Origin of the sequence: Rhabdothermincola salaria, from assembly GCF_021246445.1 — a bacterium.
In the GTDB taxonomy this organism is placed as follows: Bacteria; Actinomycetota; Acidimicrobiia; order Acidimicrobiales; family Acidimicrobilacustridaceae; genus Rhabdothermincola_A; species Rhabdothermincola_A salaria.
In genome coordinates, this window is sequence record NZ_JAJQXW010000005.1 from 158222 (window position 1) to 174713 (window position 16492).

Genomic DNA, 16492 nt, shown 5'->3' on the forward strand with positions numbered 1-16492 from the left:
TAGGCTCGGATCTCGATGACCCAGGCGGATTCTTCCTACGTTCCTCCGGAGCAGCGCGCCCGGCAGCGGATCGACGCCATGCTCGAAGCCGCCGGTTGGGTTGTGCAGGACTACAAGGCGATCAACCTGTACGGGGGCATCGGTGTGGCCGTGCGAGAGCTCGTGACGACAGCGGGGCCGGCGGACTACGTGCTGTTCGTGAACCGCCAGGCCGTCGGGGTGATCGAAGCCAAGAAGCAGGGCACCACGCTTTCCGGTGTGGAGTGGCAGACGGTCAAGTACCAGACCAACGTGCCTGACGCTCTTCCCTCGTTCCTGATCGACGGCCGGCTGCCCTACGGCTACGAGTCGACCGGTGAGGAGACGTGGTTCACCTGTCGCCTGGACCCGGAGCCGACCTCTCGTCGAGTGTTCTGGTTCCATCGTCCCGAGACGCTCGAGTGGGAGATCGAAGGCCAGGTCGACCACGGCGGCGGCACGTTGCGGGCCCGCATCCCCGCCATGCCAGAGCTCGTGCACGATCCGGCTCGCCTCCGGGATGCCCAGTTCGAGGCGATCACCAACGTCGAGGCGTCGCTGAAGGGCAACCGCTCCCGAGCACTCATCCAGATGGCGACAGGGTCGGGCAAGACGTTCGCCGCGGCGAACATCTGCGAGCGGCTCATCTCCAACGCTCAAGCCAAGCGCATCTTGTTCCTCGTCGACCGCGGCAACCTGGGCGAGCAGACGCTCAAGGAGTTCCAGGGCTTCGAGGTCCCGGGCTCGGGCCACAAGTTCACCGAGCTCTACAACGTGCAGCACCTCACCCACAACAAGGTCGACTCGGTGGCCAGCGTCTCCATCGGCACGATCCAGCGGGTCTATTCGATGCTGCGCGGCGACGTCGAGCTGGCCGACGACATCGACGAACTGTCGACCTTCGACACCAGCCCCACCCGACCGGTCGAAGTCGACTACCAACCGGCGCTGCCGATCGAGGCGTTCGACGTGATCATCGTCGACGAGTGCCACCGCTCGATCTACGGGGTGTGGCGCCAAGTCCTCGAGTACTTCGACGCCTTCCTCATCGGGCTCACCGCCACCCCCGGCAAGCAGACCTTCGGGTTCTTCAACAAGAACCTGGTGATGGAGTACGGGTTCCCCCAGGCCGTGGCCGACGGGGTCAACGTCGACTTCGACGTGTTCCGGCTCTCCACCGCCATCAGCGAGCAGGGCTCGACGATCGAAGGCGGACAGGGCTACGTCACCACCTTCCGCGACCGCGAGACCCGCACCGAGCGGCTCGAGGAGGTCGACGAGGACCTCACCTACGACGAGAAGGCCCTCGACAAGAAGGTCGTGGCCAAGGATCAGATCCGCACGGTCGTCCGGGCCATCCGAGACAACCTGCCGGCGATGTTCCCCGACCGTGAGCTCGATGAGCACGGTCGGCTGCGTCACATCCCGAAGACGCTGATCTTCGCCAAGGACGACAGCCATGCCGAGGACATCGTCCGCATCGCTCGTGAGGAGCTCGGCAAGGGCAACGAGGTGATCGCCAAGATCACCTACAAGACCTCCGACGGATCGACTCCGAAGGAGGTGCTGCAGGCGTTCCGCGGCAGCTACTTCCCGCGCATCGCCGTCACCGTCGACATGATCGCCACCGGCACCGACGTGAAGCCGATCGAGATGGTCGTGTTCATGCGGATGGTGCGCTCCCGGAACTTCTTCGAGCAGATGAAGGGCCGCGGCGTGCGCACCATCGACGACCACGACCTGATCCAGGTCACCCCGGACGCGCACCACAAGGACCGGTTCGTGCTCGTCGACGCCGTCGGGGTGACCGAGACCAAGCTCATCGAGTCCACCCCACTCGAGCGCAAGCGCGGGGTGTCGCTCGAGAAGCTTCTCCACCAGGTCTCCCTCGGTCAGATCAGCGAGGACCTCGTCTCGTCGCTGGCTTCCCGGCTGGCCCGCATCGACGTCCGCATCTCGCCCGCCGATCGCGACAAGATCGAAGCGGTTGCTGGTCATTCGATGAAGTCGATCGAGCACGGCCTCATCCGAGCCATCGACCCCGACGAACAGCTCGCTGCAGCTCGAGCCGCGGCCGGCACCAGCGAGCCGACCGATGCCGAGTTGGAGAAGGCCAAGAGGGTCCTGTTCGATGAGGCAGTCATGCCTCTCGCTGCCAACCCCGATCTCCGCGTCGAACTGGTCAACGTGCAGCGCAGCTTCGACCAGGTCATCGACGAGATCAGCATCGACACCGTCACCCGAGCGGAGTTCTCCGTCGACGCCCGCGCCCGGGCCGAAGCCACCATCGACTCGTTCAAGGCGTTCCTCGACGAGCACAAGGACGAGATCACCGCGCTCCAGGTGCTCTACAGCCGCCCCTACGTCAAGCGCCTCACCTACGCCGACGTAAAAGAACTGGCCGATGCCATCAGCCGGCCCCCGCACCGCTGGACCGCCGAACGGCTTTGGGAGGCCTACGAGACCCTTGACGCTGCCAAGGTCCACGGCGCGGCGGGCACCCTGCTCACCAACATCGTCTCCCTCGTTCGGTACACGCTCGGCGTCGACGACGAGCTCGCCCCGTTCCCCCAGCAGGTCGAAGAACGCTTTGAGGCCTGGCTCACCCAACAGCAGAATGCTGGCCGGACCTTCACTGACGAACAGCTCGCTTGGCTCCGACTCATCCGGGACCACCTCGCCGCATCACTGTCCATCGAGCCACGGGAACTGCTTGACCCGCCCTTCAGCCAGCACGGCGGCCTCGGCCGCGCCCGTGAGCTATTTGGTCACGATCTCGACGACCTGCTAGCCGACCTCGCCGAGACAGTCGCGGCATGACGCTTCGCGTGCACCCGGATGAGATCGTCGCTTCCTCCTCGTCACCCCTTCTTGGTGTCGCCCCATGGTGGGAGCGAGCTCGACTCGGTGACCTGGTCGAGGTGACGAACGGGGCGGCATTCAAGTCCGACCTATTCAACAACGACGGCGTAGGGGAGCCGCTCGTCCGAATCCGTGACGTTGGTCGGGACTTCACCCAGGTGCACTACGCGGGGCCGTTTGAGGAGCGCCACGTCATTGGTCCTGGGGACATCCTTGTCGGCATGGACGGCGACTTCCGGGTAGCCCCCTGGCTTGGCCCGCGAGCGGTACTGAATCAGCGAGTCTGTCGGCTCCGCGTGCTCGATCCCAGTACCTACGACGAGCGCTTTCTCCTCCTCGTTCTGCAGCCGTATCTGGACGCGGTACACGCCGTAACTTCTGCCGTCACCGTCAAGCACCTGTCCTCCCGCACGATCGAGGACTTGCCGATTCCCCTGCCTCCGAGAGCCGAGCAGGAGAAGATCGTCGCAGCGCTCGACGAACGCCTCTCTGGCATAGACAACGCAATCCAAGCGCTGACGCGGGCCCGAGTCCGTCTTAGTCAGCTTCGCTCGCAGCTCGTCGGAGCAGTACTTGGTCTGTCGGGCGCGCCGAACCTCAATGACGACGATCCGTCGGTGCCACTACCGATGGGTTGGCGTTGGGTCCGAGCATCAGACGCGTGCGAGATGGTGTCCTCGGGGAGCACTCCGAAGGCCGCCGACCTCTATCCCGACTCTGGCGAGATCCCGTTCATCAAGGTCTACAACCTCGGATTCGATGGCAGATTGGACTTCGCCATCAAGCCCACGTTCGTCACGAGGAAGACACACGAATCACTGCTCCGCCGCTCGCGGCTACGTCCGGGCGACGTACTGATCAACATTGTCGGACCGCCGCTCGGGAAGCTCTCGGTGGTGCCAGATGACTATCCCGAATGGAACATGAACCAGGCTGTCGCGGCATTTCGTCCGCGCCCGATCCTCCGCAGCGAGTTCCTCGCGTACCTCTTAATGGATCGAATAGTCGTCGATCCGCTGTTGCGGACGGGGAAGGCCACGGCCGGACAGATCAATCTGAACATATCGGCCTGCCGCCGGCTCTGGCTCCCTGTGCCTCCGGCCGAGGTGCAGGCCCAGCTGGTCAACCGACTCGATGCCGCGATGAGTTCGTGGACGTCCGCTCTTGATCAGGTGAATGCTTCGAGCTCAAGAGGTCACGCCTTGCGTCGGTCGGTCCTCGCTGCAGGGTTGTCGGGACAGCTCGTGCCTCGGGAACAAGATGACGGTTCGGCATACGTGCCGCTCGAGCGGAGGCGGCGGGTGGGCTTGGTGAAGCGCAACCGGAGGGTGAAGGCGTCGTGAGCGACACCAAGGTGATCGTCGACAAGTTGTGGAACTATTGCGACATCCTTCGGGATGACGGCCTGTCGTACGGCGACTACCTGGAGCAGTTGACATACCTGCTGTTCTTGAAGATGGCCGAGGAGCAGCGGGAGCTCGGGCTCGATCGGATCATGCCAGAGGGCTACGACTGGCCGTCGCTGCTCGGCAGAAAGGGCGAGGCGCTCGAGGCGCATTACATCGCGATCCTCAACCACCTCGGCGGCACCGACGACCTGCTCGGTGTCATCTTCCGCAAGGCCCAGAACCGCATCCAGGACCCGGCCAAGCTCGAGCGATTGATCAAGGATCTGATCGGCCAAGAGACCTGGATGACCCTCGGCGCCGATGTGAAGGGCGACGCCTACGAGGGCCTGCTTGAGCGAAACGCGGCTGACACGAAGTCCGGCGCCGGGCAGTACTTCACGCCGCGTGCGTTGATCTCGGCGATGGTCGACGTGATGCAGCCGAGCCCGGACATGCGGATCTGCGACCCGGCCTGTGGCACCGGCGGTTTTTTCCTCGCTGCGTTCGACAACATCGTCCGCAACAACCCGAACCTCGATCCCGACCAGAAGCGGCACATCCGCTCGGGCCTATTCACCGGCTGGGAGATCGTCGACAACACCGCCCGCCTGTGTGCGATGAACCTGCTGCTGCACGGCATCGAGTCACCTGAGTCGGACAGCCCGATCCACGTCGACGACGCCCTGCGGGCCGACCCGGGTGAGCGGTTCGACATGGTGCTCACCAACCCGCCGTTCGGAAAGAAGTCGTCGGTCCAGATCGTCACTGCCGAGGGCAAGGCCGAGCGGCAGAGCCTCACCGTGGTGCGTGATGATTTTTGGGCGTCGACGTCCAACAAGCAGCTCAACTTCGTCCAGCACGTGAAGACCCTGCTCAAGGTCGAGGGCACTGCCGCTGTGGTGGTACCCGACAACGTGTTGTTCGAGGGCGGCGCCGGCGAGACCATTCGACGCAAGCTGCTCCACGAGTGCGACGTCCACACGCTGCTGCGCCTGCCGACCGGGATCTTCTACGCCCAAGGTGTGAAGGCCAACGTTCTGTTCTTCGACCGCAAGCCCGGCTCCGACACCCCGTGGACCGAGGACCTGTGGATCTACGACCTGCGGACGAACAAGCACTTCACCCTCAAGACCAACTCCCTCGCGCGCGCTGACCTCGATGACTTCGTCGAGTGCTACAAGCCCGGCCACCGTGGCAAGCGGGAGGAGAGCGAGCGGTTCCATCGCTTCAGCTACGACGAACTCATCGCTCGTGACAAGGCCAGCCTCGACATCTCCTGGCTCCGCGACGAGAGCCTCGAGGACACTGACAACCTTCCGGCCCCCGGTGTGATCGCCGCCGAGATCGTCGAGGACCTCCAGGCCGCCCTCGAGGAGTTCACCGCCCTGGCTGAATCTCTCCAGGCCATCGGCGTCGACGTCGAGGAGGCGTGATGGCCAAGTACGACCCACTGCACGAGCACCTCGTATCGAAGCCCGACTCGTTGCTGAAGCTCTCGTTCTCGGAGATCGAGCGGATCTTCGGCGAGCCGCTTCCGGCGTCGGCACGGAAGCACCAGGCGTGGTGGGCCAACGAGTCCGACGGGAGCCACGTCGAAGCTCGGGCCTGGCTGGACGCCGGCTATCGCACCCAAGGGCTCGATCTCAACTCCGAGACCATCGAGTTCGTCCGAGGCTGAGCAGGGGATCGCCTTCGTCAGGCCCCGTTTCGCCGCTTGGCAAGCACCTGCTGGCCGTAGCGGAACAACCCATACTCGACCTCGTCGGGACGGAAGCCGGAGGCTTCGAAGGATCGCGCCATCTCGACATAGGCGAGATACGAGCCCTTCTGCTCGACGCTTCGCGGGATCTTGAACGCCTCCCAGGCTCCCCACGAGGTGTTGATGTCGGCGATCAGCGACACTGGCTTCTCCGGGCTATCGCGCAATGACGCGAAGTAGGTGACCTTGGTACCGAAAGCGATCCCCAGCCCGGTGACCCGGGAGGCGGAGGAGCGGATGGCATCCCAGCTCTCGGCGGGGCCGAGGGCGCCCGCAGCCGTGATGGCCGCCAGTCGCTCGGCGAACGTCGGGCCGGTCTTCGTGACCATCTCGCCGACCCGGTGCGGTCCGTAGCCAACGGGACCGAATCCGAAGACCATGGCCCCCAGGAAGAGCCGCTCGTCGGTTGCGCCCAACGCGATCACGTCGTTTCGTGAGATGCGCCCTGGATGGGAGACGGTGAGGTCGACCGCGTCCTCCAGGAACGCGTTGGTCGAGGAGAGTGGCACCGCCCGCCACGCCTCAGGGTTCCACGCCACGCTGTGATGAAGGATCGATCCGTCGCTCTGCAAATCGGAGATCGACCGAACGACTGCTTCTGGTAGTTCGGCCATCCCATGATCGTAGGCAGGGCCACCGACAAGAGTGCGGGGATGTCGCAGACACCGGGCATCGTGCGTTCTGGCCGTAAGGAGTCGCACATGACAGTCGAGAGACCGGAACGCCAGGCACCCGATGGGTCAGTGGGACCGAGTCGGAGACCCGAGCACGCCACCGTTCGTGTCGTCGTGGGTGAACTGAGCGCTGACGTCGATGCCGGGCTCGCCGGCATCATCGAAGGGATCTGGCGGCTCGGCATACCAACTCGCGCCTGCTGTGAAGGCGGCATCACAGCTGCGGCCGGCGCTACCCGCGAGAACCGGGCCTACATCTCCTTCGACACGGCTGAGCAGCTGGAGAGGTTCCTCGACCTCTTCGATGCGACGCGCCTGTCGGAGCACAGATGGCAGAAGTTCGACTGGTCGGATGGGCCGGGTAGCACCGTCGTCGAACTGGAGCCGATCGGCTGGCGATACGACATCAGCGTTCGCCGCCCCATCCCCGGGATCCGCGGGATGCAGGTCGGTGGCAGCGTTCGCATTCCGGTGGGAGACCTCGCCGAGATCGAGTCGGTCCTGGTGACGATGCTGGCGGAACGCGATGCCGCACCTCCGGAGAGGGCACTGCTCTAACCGGTCGCATGGGGTGAACGGCGAAACCCCGGCGATGTGCCGAGGGCAGGGATCGTTCCGGGGTCTTGGGGTTGCCACGATACCGGTGTGAGCGGAGCCCTAGTCTGGATTAACTGTGGAAGTGGCTGGGGGCGTCCAGCGGACTTGTCCACCTAGCTCCAGGGTTCGGCTCATGCCTGAGTTCGAGGAGGTCGGCGTCGTACCTCCAGGCAAGCGGCTCGAGGTACGACAAGGGCGACGATCGGTAAGAGCGCGTGGCAGGGGAGGTGGCACGGGAGTTCGGTTTCCGTCGGCTCAGGTCGAGCTCGCCGCTACCGTCGGGCCGACAAGGAGGTCCGAGGCGTTGCGTCCCAGGGGAGGGGGCGCGGCTTTGCTGCCGCTTTGATGCAGTCCGTAGTGATTGGGCCCCTGCTTCGTTCAGCCGCTGCGCTGGGTCACGAAGAGGGCGGGCAGACGCTTCTGGGCCGCTAGGCAGGCGGGCCGGGGGCTGAGAGAAGGGCGCGGCTGTGCAATCTCGACTGACTCCCGTGGCCTCTTAGTTCTGCGCCACCATTGGGTGAAGCTCGCATCGCTCGAGGCAGCGCGTCCCTGTGCGACAGTTGTGCTATGGGAATTCGTGGATCCGCTGGCGATCGGATTGGCCGGCAGGCGACGTCGGATCGCTATGCCGGTACCCTGGTCGGGCCGTGAACGAGAACCAGCCGGAGACGCCGTCGAAGGCCCCATCGGTTTCTAGGGCCAAGGCCGATCTATACCGGCTCGCGTACACCGAGAGCCGGGCGAGAGTCCACGACCAGACCGAAGAGTTGTCCACGATGAAGCAGCGGGCGGTTCAATTCGTGGCGTTCATTGGGGCTTCTACGGCCTTCCTGGTCGGGTCTGTCGTCGGTAATTCCGGGTCCATTGGTGCGGGTGGACAGATTCTCGCCGGAGTCGCGACCGTTTTTCTTATCGGGATGCTCGCGTCACTCACGCTGTTGTTGTGGCCGGGCAAGTGGTCCCTATCCGTCCAGGCGCAACCCCTCCTGACTGATTGGATCGATTCCGATATTCATCCACCCGGACCAGCGATCTACAAGGAGCTTGCTGAGGAGGTCGATAAGAAGGCGGACGGAAATGAGTTGGAGCTTGGGCGGCGACGCTGGCTCTACGTGGCGGCAATTCTCTGCGGGATGGGCCAACTTGCGCTGTGGATCGCACTCGGATGGTTGACGCTTAGCTGAGTTGCGGGCGAAACAACTACAGTGCCGGTCCGTGTCGGACCCCGATCGCCCATCTCCGGATGCCCGTTTCCCGTTTCGTCGGAGAGATACACCGCCTCCTCCTCCTCCTACGCCTGCGCCTCCTGAGTCTGAGCCGAACCCCTCGACTCCGTCAGCGCCAAAGCCGGCAAGGCGTACCTTCATCCCCGAGACACCACGGGCAACAGCCTCGCCAGCTGTAGTGACGATGAGCCAGTTGCTTGAAGCTGGCGTGCATTACGGGGGCTCGACCCGCCGCTGGAACCCGAAGATGAAGCGCTTCATCCACGGTGAGCGCAACGGTATCTACATCATCGACCTGCAGCAGACGCTGGGTCGCATCGAGACCGCCTACGTCTACGTGCGCGACCTGGTCGCCGATGGCGGCACGATCCTGTTCGTCGGCACCAAAAGGCAAGCTCAGGATTCGGTGCAGTTCTATGCCGAGAAGTGCGGGATGCCCTACGTGAACGAGCGCTGGCTCGGCGGGATGCTCACCAACTTCCAGACGATCTCCAAGCGTGTGGCGAAGATGAAGGAGTACCTGCGCATGCGGGACTCCGGTGAGTTCGAGGCGATGCCCAAGAAGGAAGCCCTCCTCATCTCCCGTGAGCTCGAGAAGCTCGAGCGCAACCTCGGTGGCGTCCGCAACATGGAGCGCCTGCCCGACGCGGTCTTCGTGCTCGACACCAAGAAGGAAGACATCGCGGTCACGGAGGCCAACAAGCTCGGTCTCCCGATCGTCGCCGTGGTCGACACCAACTGCGATCCCGACATCATCCAGTACGTCATCCCGGGTAACGACGACGCCATCCGCTCCGCCAACCTCATGGCCCGTGTGGTCGCCGATGCCGTCGAGGAGGGCCGGTTCATCGCCTCGCGTAAGCGCGGCGCTGCGGCCGATGCCGCCGCTCCCGCCGTGCAGGAGCGCAGCGCCGAGGAGGTGGCCGCCCACGAGGCCGCTCAGGCCAAGGCCCGCCGTCAGGCCGCCGAGGCCGCGGCCGCCCGCGATGCCCGCATCGCCGCCGAGCAGGCCGAGCCGGCCCAGTCCGCGGAGGAGACCGAGGCCCTCGCCGCCGACCAGCCCACCGAGGCCGGCCTCACCCCAGAGAACGTCGAGAACCTCGAGGCCGACGCCGAGGCTGCCGGTCAGGGCGCCGCCGAGAACCTCCGCCCCCGCCCAAAGGAGGCCTGACACCTGTGGCTGGTTTCAATGCCCTGGTTCGCTTACCGCATGATCCGATGACTGGTGTTGCCGACACGCGATCTGTTCGTGTTGGCGGTCATGGGCTTCTAACGGATCTTCTAACGAACGGGCCGATATGACCCGGAACTGACGCAATCGGGTTGATGGCAGCAGCCCACGAAACCCCAGGTCAGGCGCATGATCCGGCATTCAGCGGTATCCGCCGACATGGGCCTTGGCTAGCTCATAACCCGAAGGTCGCAGGTTCAAATCCTGCCCCCGCCACCAACTTCCGAGATGTCGGCTCGAGAACCCCCCTGCGGTGGGGTTCTCGACGTTTTCGGGGTGTTTCACCCGTTTCCCCGGGCTGCGGTGCGGATCTCTCGGGTGGTTCGGGGCTACGACCCGACGCAACTCTCGACGGGTCGTTCATCGACGACATGACGGCCACCGAGGTGTACCAGATCTGCTGCCAAGGGCTGTTACCCACAACGAACCTGGGATGCCGAGACTGGCCTGGATGGTCGACCATCACCCCAACGAACCATTCGGGGAGCTCACCCACCAACCCTCATCGCCGCCCGGCGGACACCAACCGCAGCGGACACCGGCCCCAACCGTGGGGGGTCTGTTGGCATGGAGGACCGACGATGAGCTGACGGAGACGGCGCAGCTCCTGCTCGCCGCCGAGGCGACGTCGACGCAGCGTGCTCACTCCCTCCAGTACTCCGGACGGTCCATCGCCGTCGCGCAGGCCACCCTGCCCCGGAGCCGGCCGATGCAGCCCGGCTTCAACTCCTGCACCATCCAGGCGTCGGCGACGTCGTCGGGGATGGGGTAGGGCGCCTCGAAGCCGAGGACACCGGCCGGCCGGAAGCCGTGGCGGGGGTAGTAGTCGGGGTGCCCCAGAACGAAGACGAGGTCAGCACCCGCTCGGCGCAGGGCATCGAGGCCCGCCTCGATCAGCCGGCCGCCGACGCCCTGGCTCTGCGCGTCGGGAACCACGGCGAGGGGTGCCAACAGGAAGACGACGGGCTGACCTCCTTCCGTCTGAAGGTGTCCTTTCGTGAACAAGATGTGGCCGACCGGACGATCCTCCCGCAGGGCGAGCAAGGACACCCAGGGTGCCGCTGTCGGGTCGACGAGCAGGTTCTCCACCAACTCGTCGATGGGCTCCGCGTCGAACGCCGCCCGTTCGATGGCGAGGACCTCGGCGAGATCTGCCGGCTCGGCGTTGCGGATCACGGTCGGCGGGGTCGGCGGGTCGTTCATGTCGTGAGCTTCGCGTGCCCGCGCGTGAGGCGGTTGACGAGCTGACCACGCATCGGCCGACCCGGCTCGCGTGCTCCGGGCACCCATCGGCGCCGATGCTTGCGACGGGTGCTTCCGCCACTCTCTTCGTGGAGGGCTACGGAGCACCCCCCTCGGAGCGAACTGTGCACGTCCGAGTGACGTCAGCGGAACGCGAACACTGCGTCGAGCGCGCTGCCGTCATCCGCCTCCGATGTCGCCTCGTCGACGGCCGGCGCGTTGCGGTCGTCGACTGCGGGAAGCACGGAGAGTCAGCAGGGGCTTCGCAGGGCCCTTCAGTCGGGCGATGACACCCCGGCCGGCAGCACGCCACCGGCGGCGATCCATCGCCCGAACACCTCGGCTCCCTCCGTGGGGTTGTACAGGTCCTCCTGGTAGGAGAACTGGCCGTCGCCGGCGTACTCGAGGATCGTGACGCATCCGAAGCGGAAGTCCTCCCCCTGCCCGGTGGGGTGGGGGAGGACCTGCCAGGGGTAGTACACGACGCGGTTGCCCTCGACGACGACCCACTCCACGGGGAAGGTCATGGTCGACGGGGCCTGGGCCATCACGTCGACGATGGCGCGCCTGATCGCCTCTCGACCCTCGAAGCGCCCGAGGTGGTGCTCCACCCAGACGCCGTCGACCGTGTGCAGGTCGGCCCAGGCGTTCCAGTCGCCGCTCTCGCCCACGGCCACGAACTGGTCGTAGGCGGCGCGGACCTCGGCCTCGTCGAACGTCGTCATCGCCACTCCCCTGTCAGGAGCGCCCCTCGCCCCACCGGGAGTTGTAGCGCGTGGTTGCGGCGGGTGCTGCCCGGCTAGGGGAGGTCCGCATCGACCGGGTGGAGCAAACGCGTCATCCAGGGACCACGTCGGGCCGGCCGGTGGCACCCGGGCAGGTCGGGCCTTGGCCTTCGCGGGCCACGATCGGTTCCTGAGGCGGCGCGGTGTCGTCGGATCCGAGGCTCCCAGTCCCGGCGGTCCGGCCGAAGCGCTGGGTGGCCCAGAGCACACCGTCGTCGCACACGAAGCCGATGCCGATGCGGTCGAACCCCGGTCGCAGCACGTTGGCCCGGTGACCCGCCGAGCGCATCCATCCCACGTGGACGGTCGAGGCCGGTACCGGCCCGGCGCCGCGGAAGATGTTCTCGCCCACACCAGTGAACCCCTCGGACCGTTTCAACACCACCTGGGTGTCCTGGTGCTCCAGGGTCCCCTCCTCGGCCATCTGCGCGGTCCAGTCGCGCGCCAGGCCGGCCAGCTGGTCGTCCCACTCCAAGGGCTCGAGTGCGCGCTCGGTTCGCTCGGCGTTGACCAGGTCGAACACCATCCGTTCCATCCTCCGCTCGACGGCGACGTCGTCCTCGGGGGGCGGCGTACCCGCCTGAGAGGTCTGGGGCGAGCCGGTGTCGGTGGTCTCGGGGGCGCTGGTCTGGTCCGCTCCGCCCACGGTGGGTGCCGCGCCCGGCTCGTCGTTGGTCGAGCTGCAACCGGCGAGCGCCAGGAGACCGACGAAGGCGGACGCGACGGCGCGGTGGTGGAAAAGAGCCATGGGCGAGGCTTACCCAGACCCTTGTGCCGTGGGACGCGCGGTGGCTGGTGACGGCCTCGCCGTCGACTACGACCCCCGCACCCTGCGGAAGAAGCTCCGCACGTCGTCGACGAACAGCCCGGGTTGCTCGAGCGCGGCGAAGTGGCCGCCCCGGGGCATGTCGGTCCAGTGCACGACGTCGAAGCGTCGCTCCACCCAACGCCGCGAGGGCCGGAAGATCTCCTTGGGGAACAGCGCGCAGCCGGTGGGCACGGTGACGGGTCGCTCGCCGGTGGGCTCGGTCCGCTTGGGGCCGAACGACTCGTAGTACATGCGTGCCGACGACCCGGCGGTGTCGGTGAGCCAGTAGAGGGTGACGTTGTCGAGCAACCGGTCGCGGGTGATGACGTTCTCGGGATGGCCGTCGCTGTCGGTCCACGACCAGAACTTCTCGAGGATCCAGGCGGCCTGGCCCGCCGGCGAGTCGGCGAGCCCGTAGGCGAGCGTCTGGGGCCTGGTCATCTGCTGCTTGGCGTAGCCGGAGTCGACCTGGTCGTAGTGGGTGGCGGCGTCGAGACCGTCGCGCTCGGCGTCGGTGAGGTCGTCGAGGTCCTCGGGCGAGGGTCCGGCCGCCATCAGGTTGAGGTGCAGGCCGGCGCAGTGCTCGGGGTCGTGGGCGGCGAGGGCGGTGGACACGAACGAGCCCCAGTCGCCGCCCTGGGCGCCGTAGCGGTCGTAGCCGAGCCGCTCCATCAGTACCGCCCACGCCCGTGCTGTGCGTTCGACGCCCCATCCCCGCTCGGATGGCCGGTCGGAGAACCCATAGCCGGGCAACGACGGGCACACCACGTGGAAGGCGTCGGCGGCGTCGCCGCCGTGGGCGGTCGGGTCGGTGAGCGGCCCGATGACGTCGAGGAACTCGACGACCGATCCCGGCCACCCGTGGGTGATCACCAGCGGGAAGGCCTCGGGGTGCGGCGAGCGCACGTGGAGGAAGTGGACGCCGAGGCCGTCGATGGTCGTGCGGAACTGCTCGAAGTCGTTGAGGGTCTGCTCGAGGCGGCGCCAGTCGTAGCCCTCGGCCCAGTAGCCACAGACCTCCTGCACGTAGTCGAGGGGGATCCCGTAGTCCCATCCCGCGTCGGGTTGGGCGTCGGGCCAGCGGGTGCGGCGCAGGCGGAACTGCAGCTCCTCGAGGTCGGCGTCGGGAACCGCGACCCGGAACGGTTCGATCTGTGCGTCGCTCATCGGGCGTCTCCCCCGTTGCCGATCACCCGGCCGGGGAGTGCGCCGGTGAGCCGGCCGCCCAGCTGCACCGCCTCGCCGGCGACCAACGTGGCCCGGTAGCCGCCCTCGGGGCGCCGCAGTCGCGCCCCGCCGCCCGGGAGGTCCTCGACGAACACGTCGTCGTCGTAGTGGAGCTCGTCCAGCGCGAACACCACCAGGTCGGCGATGGCGCCCTCGACGACCGTTCCCCGCTGGGCGAAGCCGAAGACGGCCGCCTGCCGCCCGGTGAGCTCGTGCACCGCCTGCTCGAGGCCGAGGCCGAGGTCGCCGCGCTCGCGTACGTGGCGCGTCAGCAAGAGGGTGGGATCGCCCGACGCGCACAGCATCTGCATGTGGGCGCCGGCGTCGGAGGAGCTGATGAGCACCGAGGGATCGGCGAGGGTGTGACCGACGCCGTCGACGTCGGCGTTGGCCACGCCCACGGCGACCACGCCCGGGTGGCAGTCGTTGGCCAGGACGAAGTCGGCGAAGACGTCCGACGGGTGCCCGCCCCGCTCCGCCACCAGGTCGGCGAGCGTGCGGCCCAGCCAGGGTTCCTGGTCGGCGCGGTGCACCTCGACGAAGCGGACCTTCTCCAGGGCGTGGATCGGGAACATCGAGCGCTCCGTGCGGTCCCACTCGGCCCGGGCGGTGTCGCGCCACGCCGGGTCGGCCAACAGCCGCGCCTTCTCCGCCGGGTCGGCGGCGATCACCCGATGCCAGCCCTCGGGCATCGACATGAACATCATCGACGACGACCAGTTCAACCGGAAGTCGACCGTACGGGGGGAGAGCTGCGGGTAGCTCTCGACGCCCTCCTCGGCGAGCGAGCGGGTGAGCTCGAGCCAGCGCTGCGTGTTGGGCCCGGGGTTGTAGGTGAAGCCGGTCCAGGTGAGCGGTATCGAGCGGTGCCCGCAGCGTCGGGCCAGGTCGGTGAGCGCCGCGGCGGCGTCGGGCCCGAGCAGGTCGGGGACGTACTCGAGGACGCCACGCCCTTGGCGCGCGAGGACGTCGAGGAGGGCGTCGAACTCGGCGCCGTCGGCATGGCGGGACGGCACCGGCCGGCCGTCCTTGGCCACGTCGAGCGCCGAGGTGGACAGGCCCCATGCTCCGGCGGCCATGGCCTCGTCCAACATGGCGGCCATGGCGTCGCGCTCACCCTCGTCGGCCGGTCGTTCCCAGGCCGCCGGCCCCATGGCCTCGAGGCGCAGCATGCTGTGGCCCACGAGCGGGGCGAGGTTGGCGCCGGCACCGGTGGCGTTGACGGCATCTCGGTACCCGCTGAACTGGTTCCACGTCCACGGGACGCTGTCGTCGAAGAGGTGGCGGGGCACGTCCTCGATGTAGGCGAACAGGTCGGCCACCTCGGCTCGGGTGCGATCGCTCACCGGGAACAGGGTGAGGCTGCAGTTCCCGATCAGCATCGTGGTGACGCCGTGGAGGGGCTCGGGGTCGAGCGTGGGATCCCAGAACACCTGCGGATCGGTGTGGGCATGGGTGTCGATGAACCCCGGCGTCACGAGCGCCCCGGAGGCGTCGAGCTCGTCCTCCCCGTCGGGGGTGAGGTCGGGGCCGACCTCGGCGATGCGCCCGCCCCGCACCCGCACGTCGGCCTGGAACCGCTCGCGGCCGGTGCCGTCGACGACCTCACCGCCACGGATCAACTTGTCGGTCGTCACGCGTCACTCCTGATCCGGGCCCGCGGCGGGCGAGGTGGGTGGCCTGGACCAGGGCGACCGGGAGCACGAGAGCTCGTGGCTGCGGCGCCCCCGGGACCTCGGCCGCAGGTCGGCGAGGCCCAGGAGGACGCTCGCCGGGCACGAGCCTCGCACAGCGGCGCGGACGACGTCGGGGTCGTGAGCGTCGGGGTCGATCAGCCGCCCCCGGAGGCACCCGGCTCCGACCCCAGCATCATGGAGGAGAGCAAGTACGCCATGGGCATGACCCAGAAGTACGGCAACAAGGCCGAGATGCTGATCGGCGACGAGGCCTGAACCAAGGGGCCCGGTCCGGCCCCGCCACGGTCGTCAGCGGTCGCTGCGATCGAGCCACTTCTCGTTGGACGGTGGCTGCCACGTCGCCATCTGCTCGAGGAGCTGACGCGGGTCGTCGTCGGTGATGACCATGGCTCGATGCTGCGAGCTGATGAAGCGGCTCTCGGTCGCGGAGTCGATGAAGTCGACCAGCGGGGTGAAGAACCCGTTCACATCGAGAACTGCGCACGGTTTGGAGTGGATGCCGAGCTGCGTCCAGGTGACGGCCTCGAAGAACTCATCGAGCGTGCCGAAGCCACCGGGAAGCATCAGGAAGCCGTCGGCGAGATCGGACATGCGAGCTTTCCGTTCGTGCATCGTGTCGACGACGTCGAGCCTCGTGAGACCTCGGTGGGCGACCTCGCGGTCACGAAGCGCCGTGGTGATGACCCCGTGCACCTCGCCGCCTGCGGCGAGGACGGCATCGGCCAGCCTCCCCATGAGCCCGACGTGCCCGCCGCCGTAGACCAATCGGAGCCCCTGCTCGACCATCAGGCCTCCCAGCTCCTCGGCGACCGAAGCGAAACGAGGATCGGCTCCAGGACTGGACCCGCAGAACACGCACAGAGAGGAGAGCTCTCCTGGCGACGGGTTCCCGATGGTCATCCGGGCGATCGTAACGGGCTCGAATCGAGCTCTCCTCTGCACACCTCCCGTCGATCTGAGCGGCACGCGCACGCGCAG

15 protein-coding genes are annotated in these 16492 nt (G+C 67.0%); 8 read left to right on the forward strand and 7 right to left on the reverse strand.

Translation table 11 applies throughout. The features are described 5' to 3' along the window. The first annotated feature begins 15 nt into the window (after positions 1-15). From LUW87_RS17400 to LUW87_RS17415, 4 genes are read left to right on the forward strand one after another with little or no spacing between them, the layout of a single operon-like run. Positions 16-2838 carry a type I restriction endonuclease subunit R gene (locus LUW87_RS17400; RefSeq protein WP_232672469.1) on the forward strand — a complete coding sequence of 941 codons (2823 nt, stop codon included), beginning with the start codon at positions 16-18 and terminating at the stop codon, positions 2836-2838. Next, on the forward strand, positions 2835-4223 hold the full coding sequence (locus tag LUW87_RS17405) for a restriction endonuclease subunit S (RefSeq protein ID WP_232672470.1): 1389 nt from the start codon (positions 2835-2837) through the stop codon (positions 4221-4223). The genes LUW87_RS17400 and LUW87_RS17405 overlap by 4 nt, the downstream gene beginning before the upstream one ends. Further along, the gene (locus tag LUW87_RS17410; RefSeq protein WP_232672471.1) at positions 4220-5701 is read left to right on the forward strand and encodes a type I restriction-modification system subunit M; all 1482 of its coding nucleotides are present in this window, start codon (positions 4220-4222) and stop codon (positions 5699-5701) included. Before LUW87_RS17405 ends, LUW87_RS17410 begins: the two co-directional genes overlap by 4 nt. Beyond that, complete coding sequence (locus tag LUW87_RS17415; RefSeq protein ID WP_232672472.1) at positions 5701-5946, forward strand: DUF7662 domain-containing protein; 246 nt, start codon at positions 5701-5703, stop codon at positions 5944-5946. Before LUW87_RS17410 ends, LUW87_RS17415 begins: the two co-directional genes overlap by 1 nt. Positions 5947-5963: 17 nt before the next feature. On the opposite strand, the gene LUW87_RS17420 is transcribed toward LUW87_RS17415, so the two are convergent. Further along, positions 5964-6641 (reverse strand): 8-oxoguanine DNA glycosylase OGG fold protein, encoded by a 678-nt coding sequence (locus tag LUW87_RS17420; RefSeq protein WP_232672473.1) that lies wholly within the window; start codon positions 6639-6641, stop codon positions 5964-5966. 174 nt (positions 6642-6815) lie between these two features. Here LUW87_RS17420 and LUW87_RS17425 point away from each other — a divergent pair, with 174 nt between their 5' ends. The 3 genes from LUW87_RS17425 (at position 6816) to rpsB (ending at position 9695) form a co-directional block, all read left to right on the forward strand. Beyond that, the gene (locus LUW87_RS17425; protein WP_232672474.1) at positions 6816-7259 is read left to right on the forward strand and encodes a hypothetical protein; all 444 of its coding nucleotides are present in this window, start codon (positions 6816-6818) and stop codon (positions 7257-7259) included. Between the two features lie 686 nt (positions 7260-7945). Further along, positions 7946-8482 (forward strand): hypothetical protein, encoded by a 537-nt coding sequence (locus tag LUW87_RS17430; protein ID WP_232672475.1) that lies wholly within the window; start codon positions 7946-7948, stop codon positions 8480-8482. A 226-nt stretch (positions 8483-8708) separates the two neighbouring features. Continuing rightward, positions 8709-9695 carry a 30S ribosomal protein S2 gene (rpsB, locus tag LUW87_RS17435; protein ID WP_232672476.1) on the forward strand — a complete coding sequence of 329 codons (987 nt, stop codon included), beginning with the start codon at positions 8709-8711 and terminating at the stop codon, positions 9693-9695. Between the two features lie 702 nt (positions 9696-10397). On the opposite strand, the gene LUW87_RS17440 is transcribed toward rpsB, so the two are convergent. The 5 genes from LUW87_RS17440 to LUW87_RS17460 form a co-directional block, all read right to left on the reverse strand. Continuing rightward, positions 10398-10958: a GNAT family N-acetyltransferase gene (locus LUW87_RS17440; RefSeq protein ID WP_232672477.1), complete on the reverse strand. Its 561-nt coding sequence runs from the start codon at positions 10956-10958 to the stop codon at positions 10398-10400. A gap of 314 nt (positions 10959-11272) precedes the next feature. Beyond that, positions 11273-11722 (reverse strand): nuclear transport factor 2 family protein, encoded by a 450-nt coding sequence (locus tag LUW87_RS17445; RefSeq protein WP_232672478.1) that lies wholly within the window; start codon positions 11720-11722, stop codon positions 11273-11275. A 112-nt stretch (positions 11723-11834) separates the two neighbouring features. Then, positions 11835-12530 (reverse strand): CAP domain-containing protein, encoded by a 696-nt coding sequence (locus LUW87_RS17450; protein WP_232672479.1) that lies wholly within the window; start codon positions 12528-12530, stop codon positions 11835-11837. Between the two features lie 66 nt (positions 12531-12596). After that, complete coding sequence (locus LUW87_RS17455) at positions 12597-13757, reverse strand: epoxide hydrolase family protein (RefSeq protein WP_232672480.1); 1161 nt, start codon at positions 13755-13757, stop codon at positions 12597-12599. After that, complete coding sequence (locus LUW87_RS17460) at positions 13754-15454, reverse strand: N-acyl-D-amino-acid deacylase family protein (protein WP_232672481.1); 1701 nt, start codon at positions 15452-15454, stop codon at positions 13754-13756. The genes LUW87_RS17455 and LUW87_RS17460 overlap by 4 nt, the downstream gene beginning before the upstream one ends. 177 nt (positions 15455-15631) lie before the next feature. Here LUW87_RS17460 and LUW87_RS17465 point away from each other — a divergent pair, with 177 nt between their 5' ends. Then, positions 15632-15769 carry a hypothetical protein gene (locus tag LUW87_RS17465; RefSeq protein ID WP_232672482.1) on the forward strand — a complete coding sequence of 46 codons (138 nt, stop codon included), beginning with the start codon at positions 15632-15634 and terminating at the stop codon, positions 15767-15769. Between the two features lie 33 nt (positions 15770-15802). Here the strand turns inward: LUW87_RS17465 and LUW87_RS17470 are convergent, their stop codons facing one another. After that, positions 15803-16414 carry an LOG family protein gene (locus LUW87_RS17470; RefSeq protein ID WP_232672483.1) on the reverse strand — a complete coding sequence of 204 codons (612 nt, stop codon included), beginning with the start codon at positions 16412-16414 and terminating at the stop codon, positions 15803-15805. Between the last annotated feature and the right edge of the window lie 78 nt (positions 16415-16492).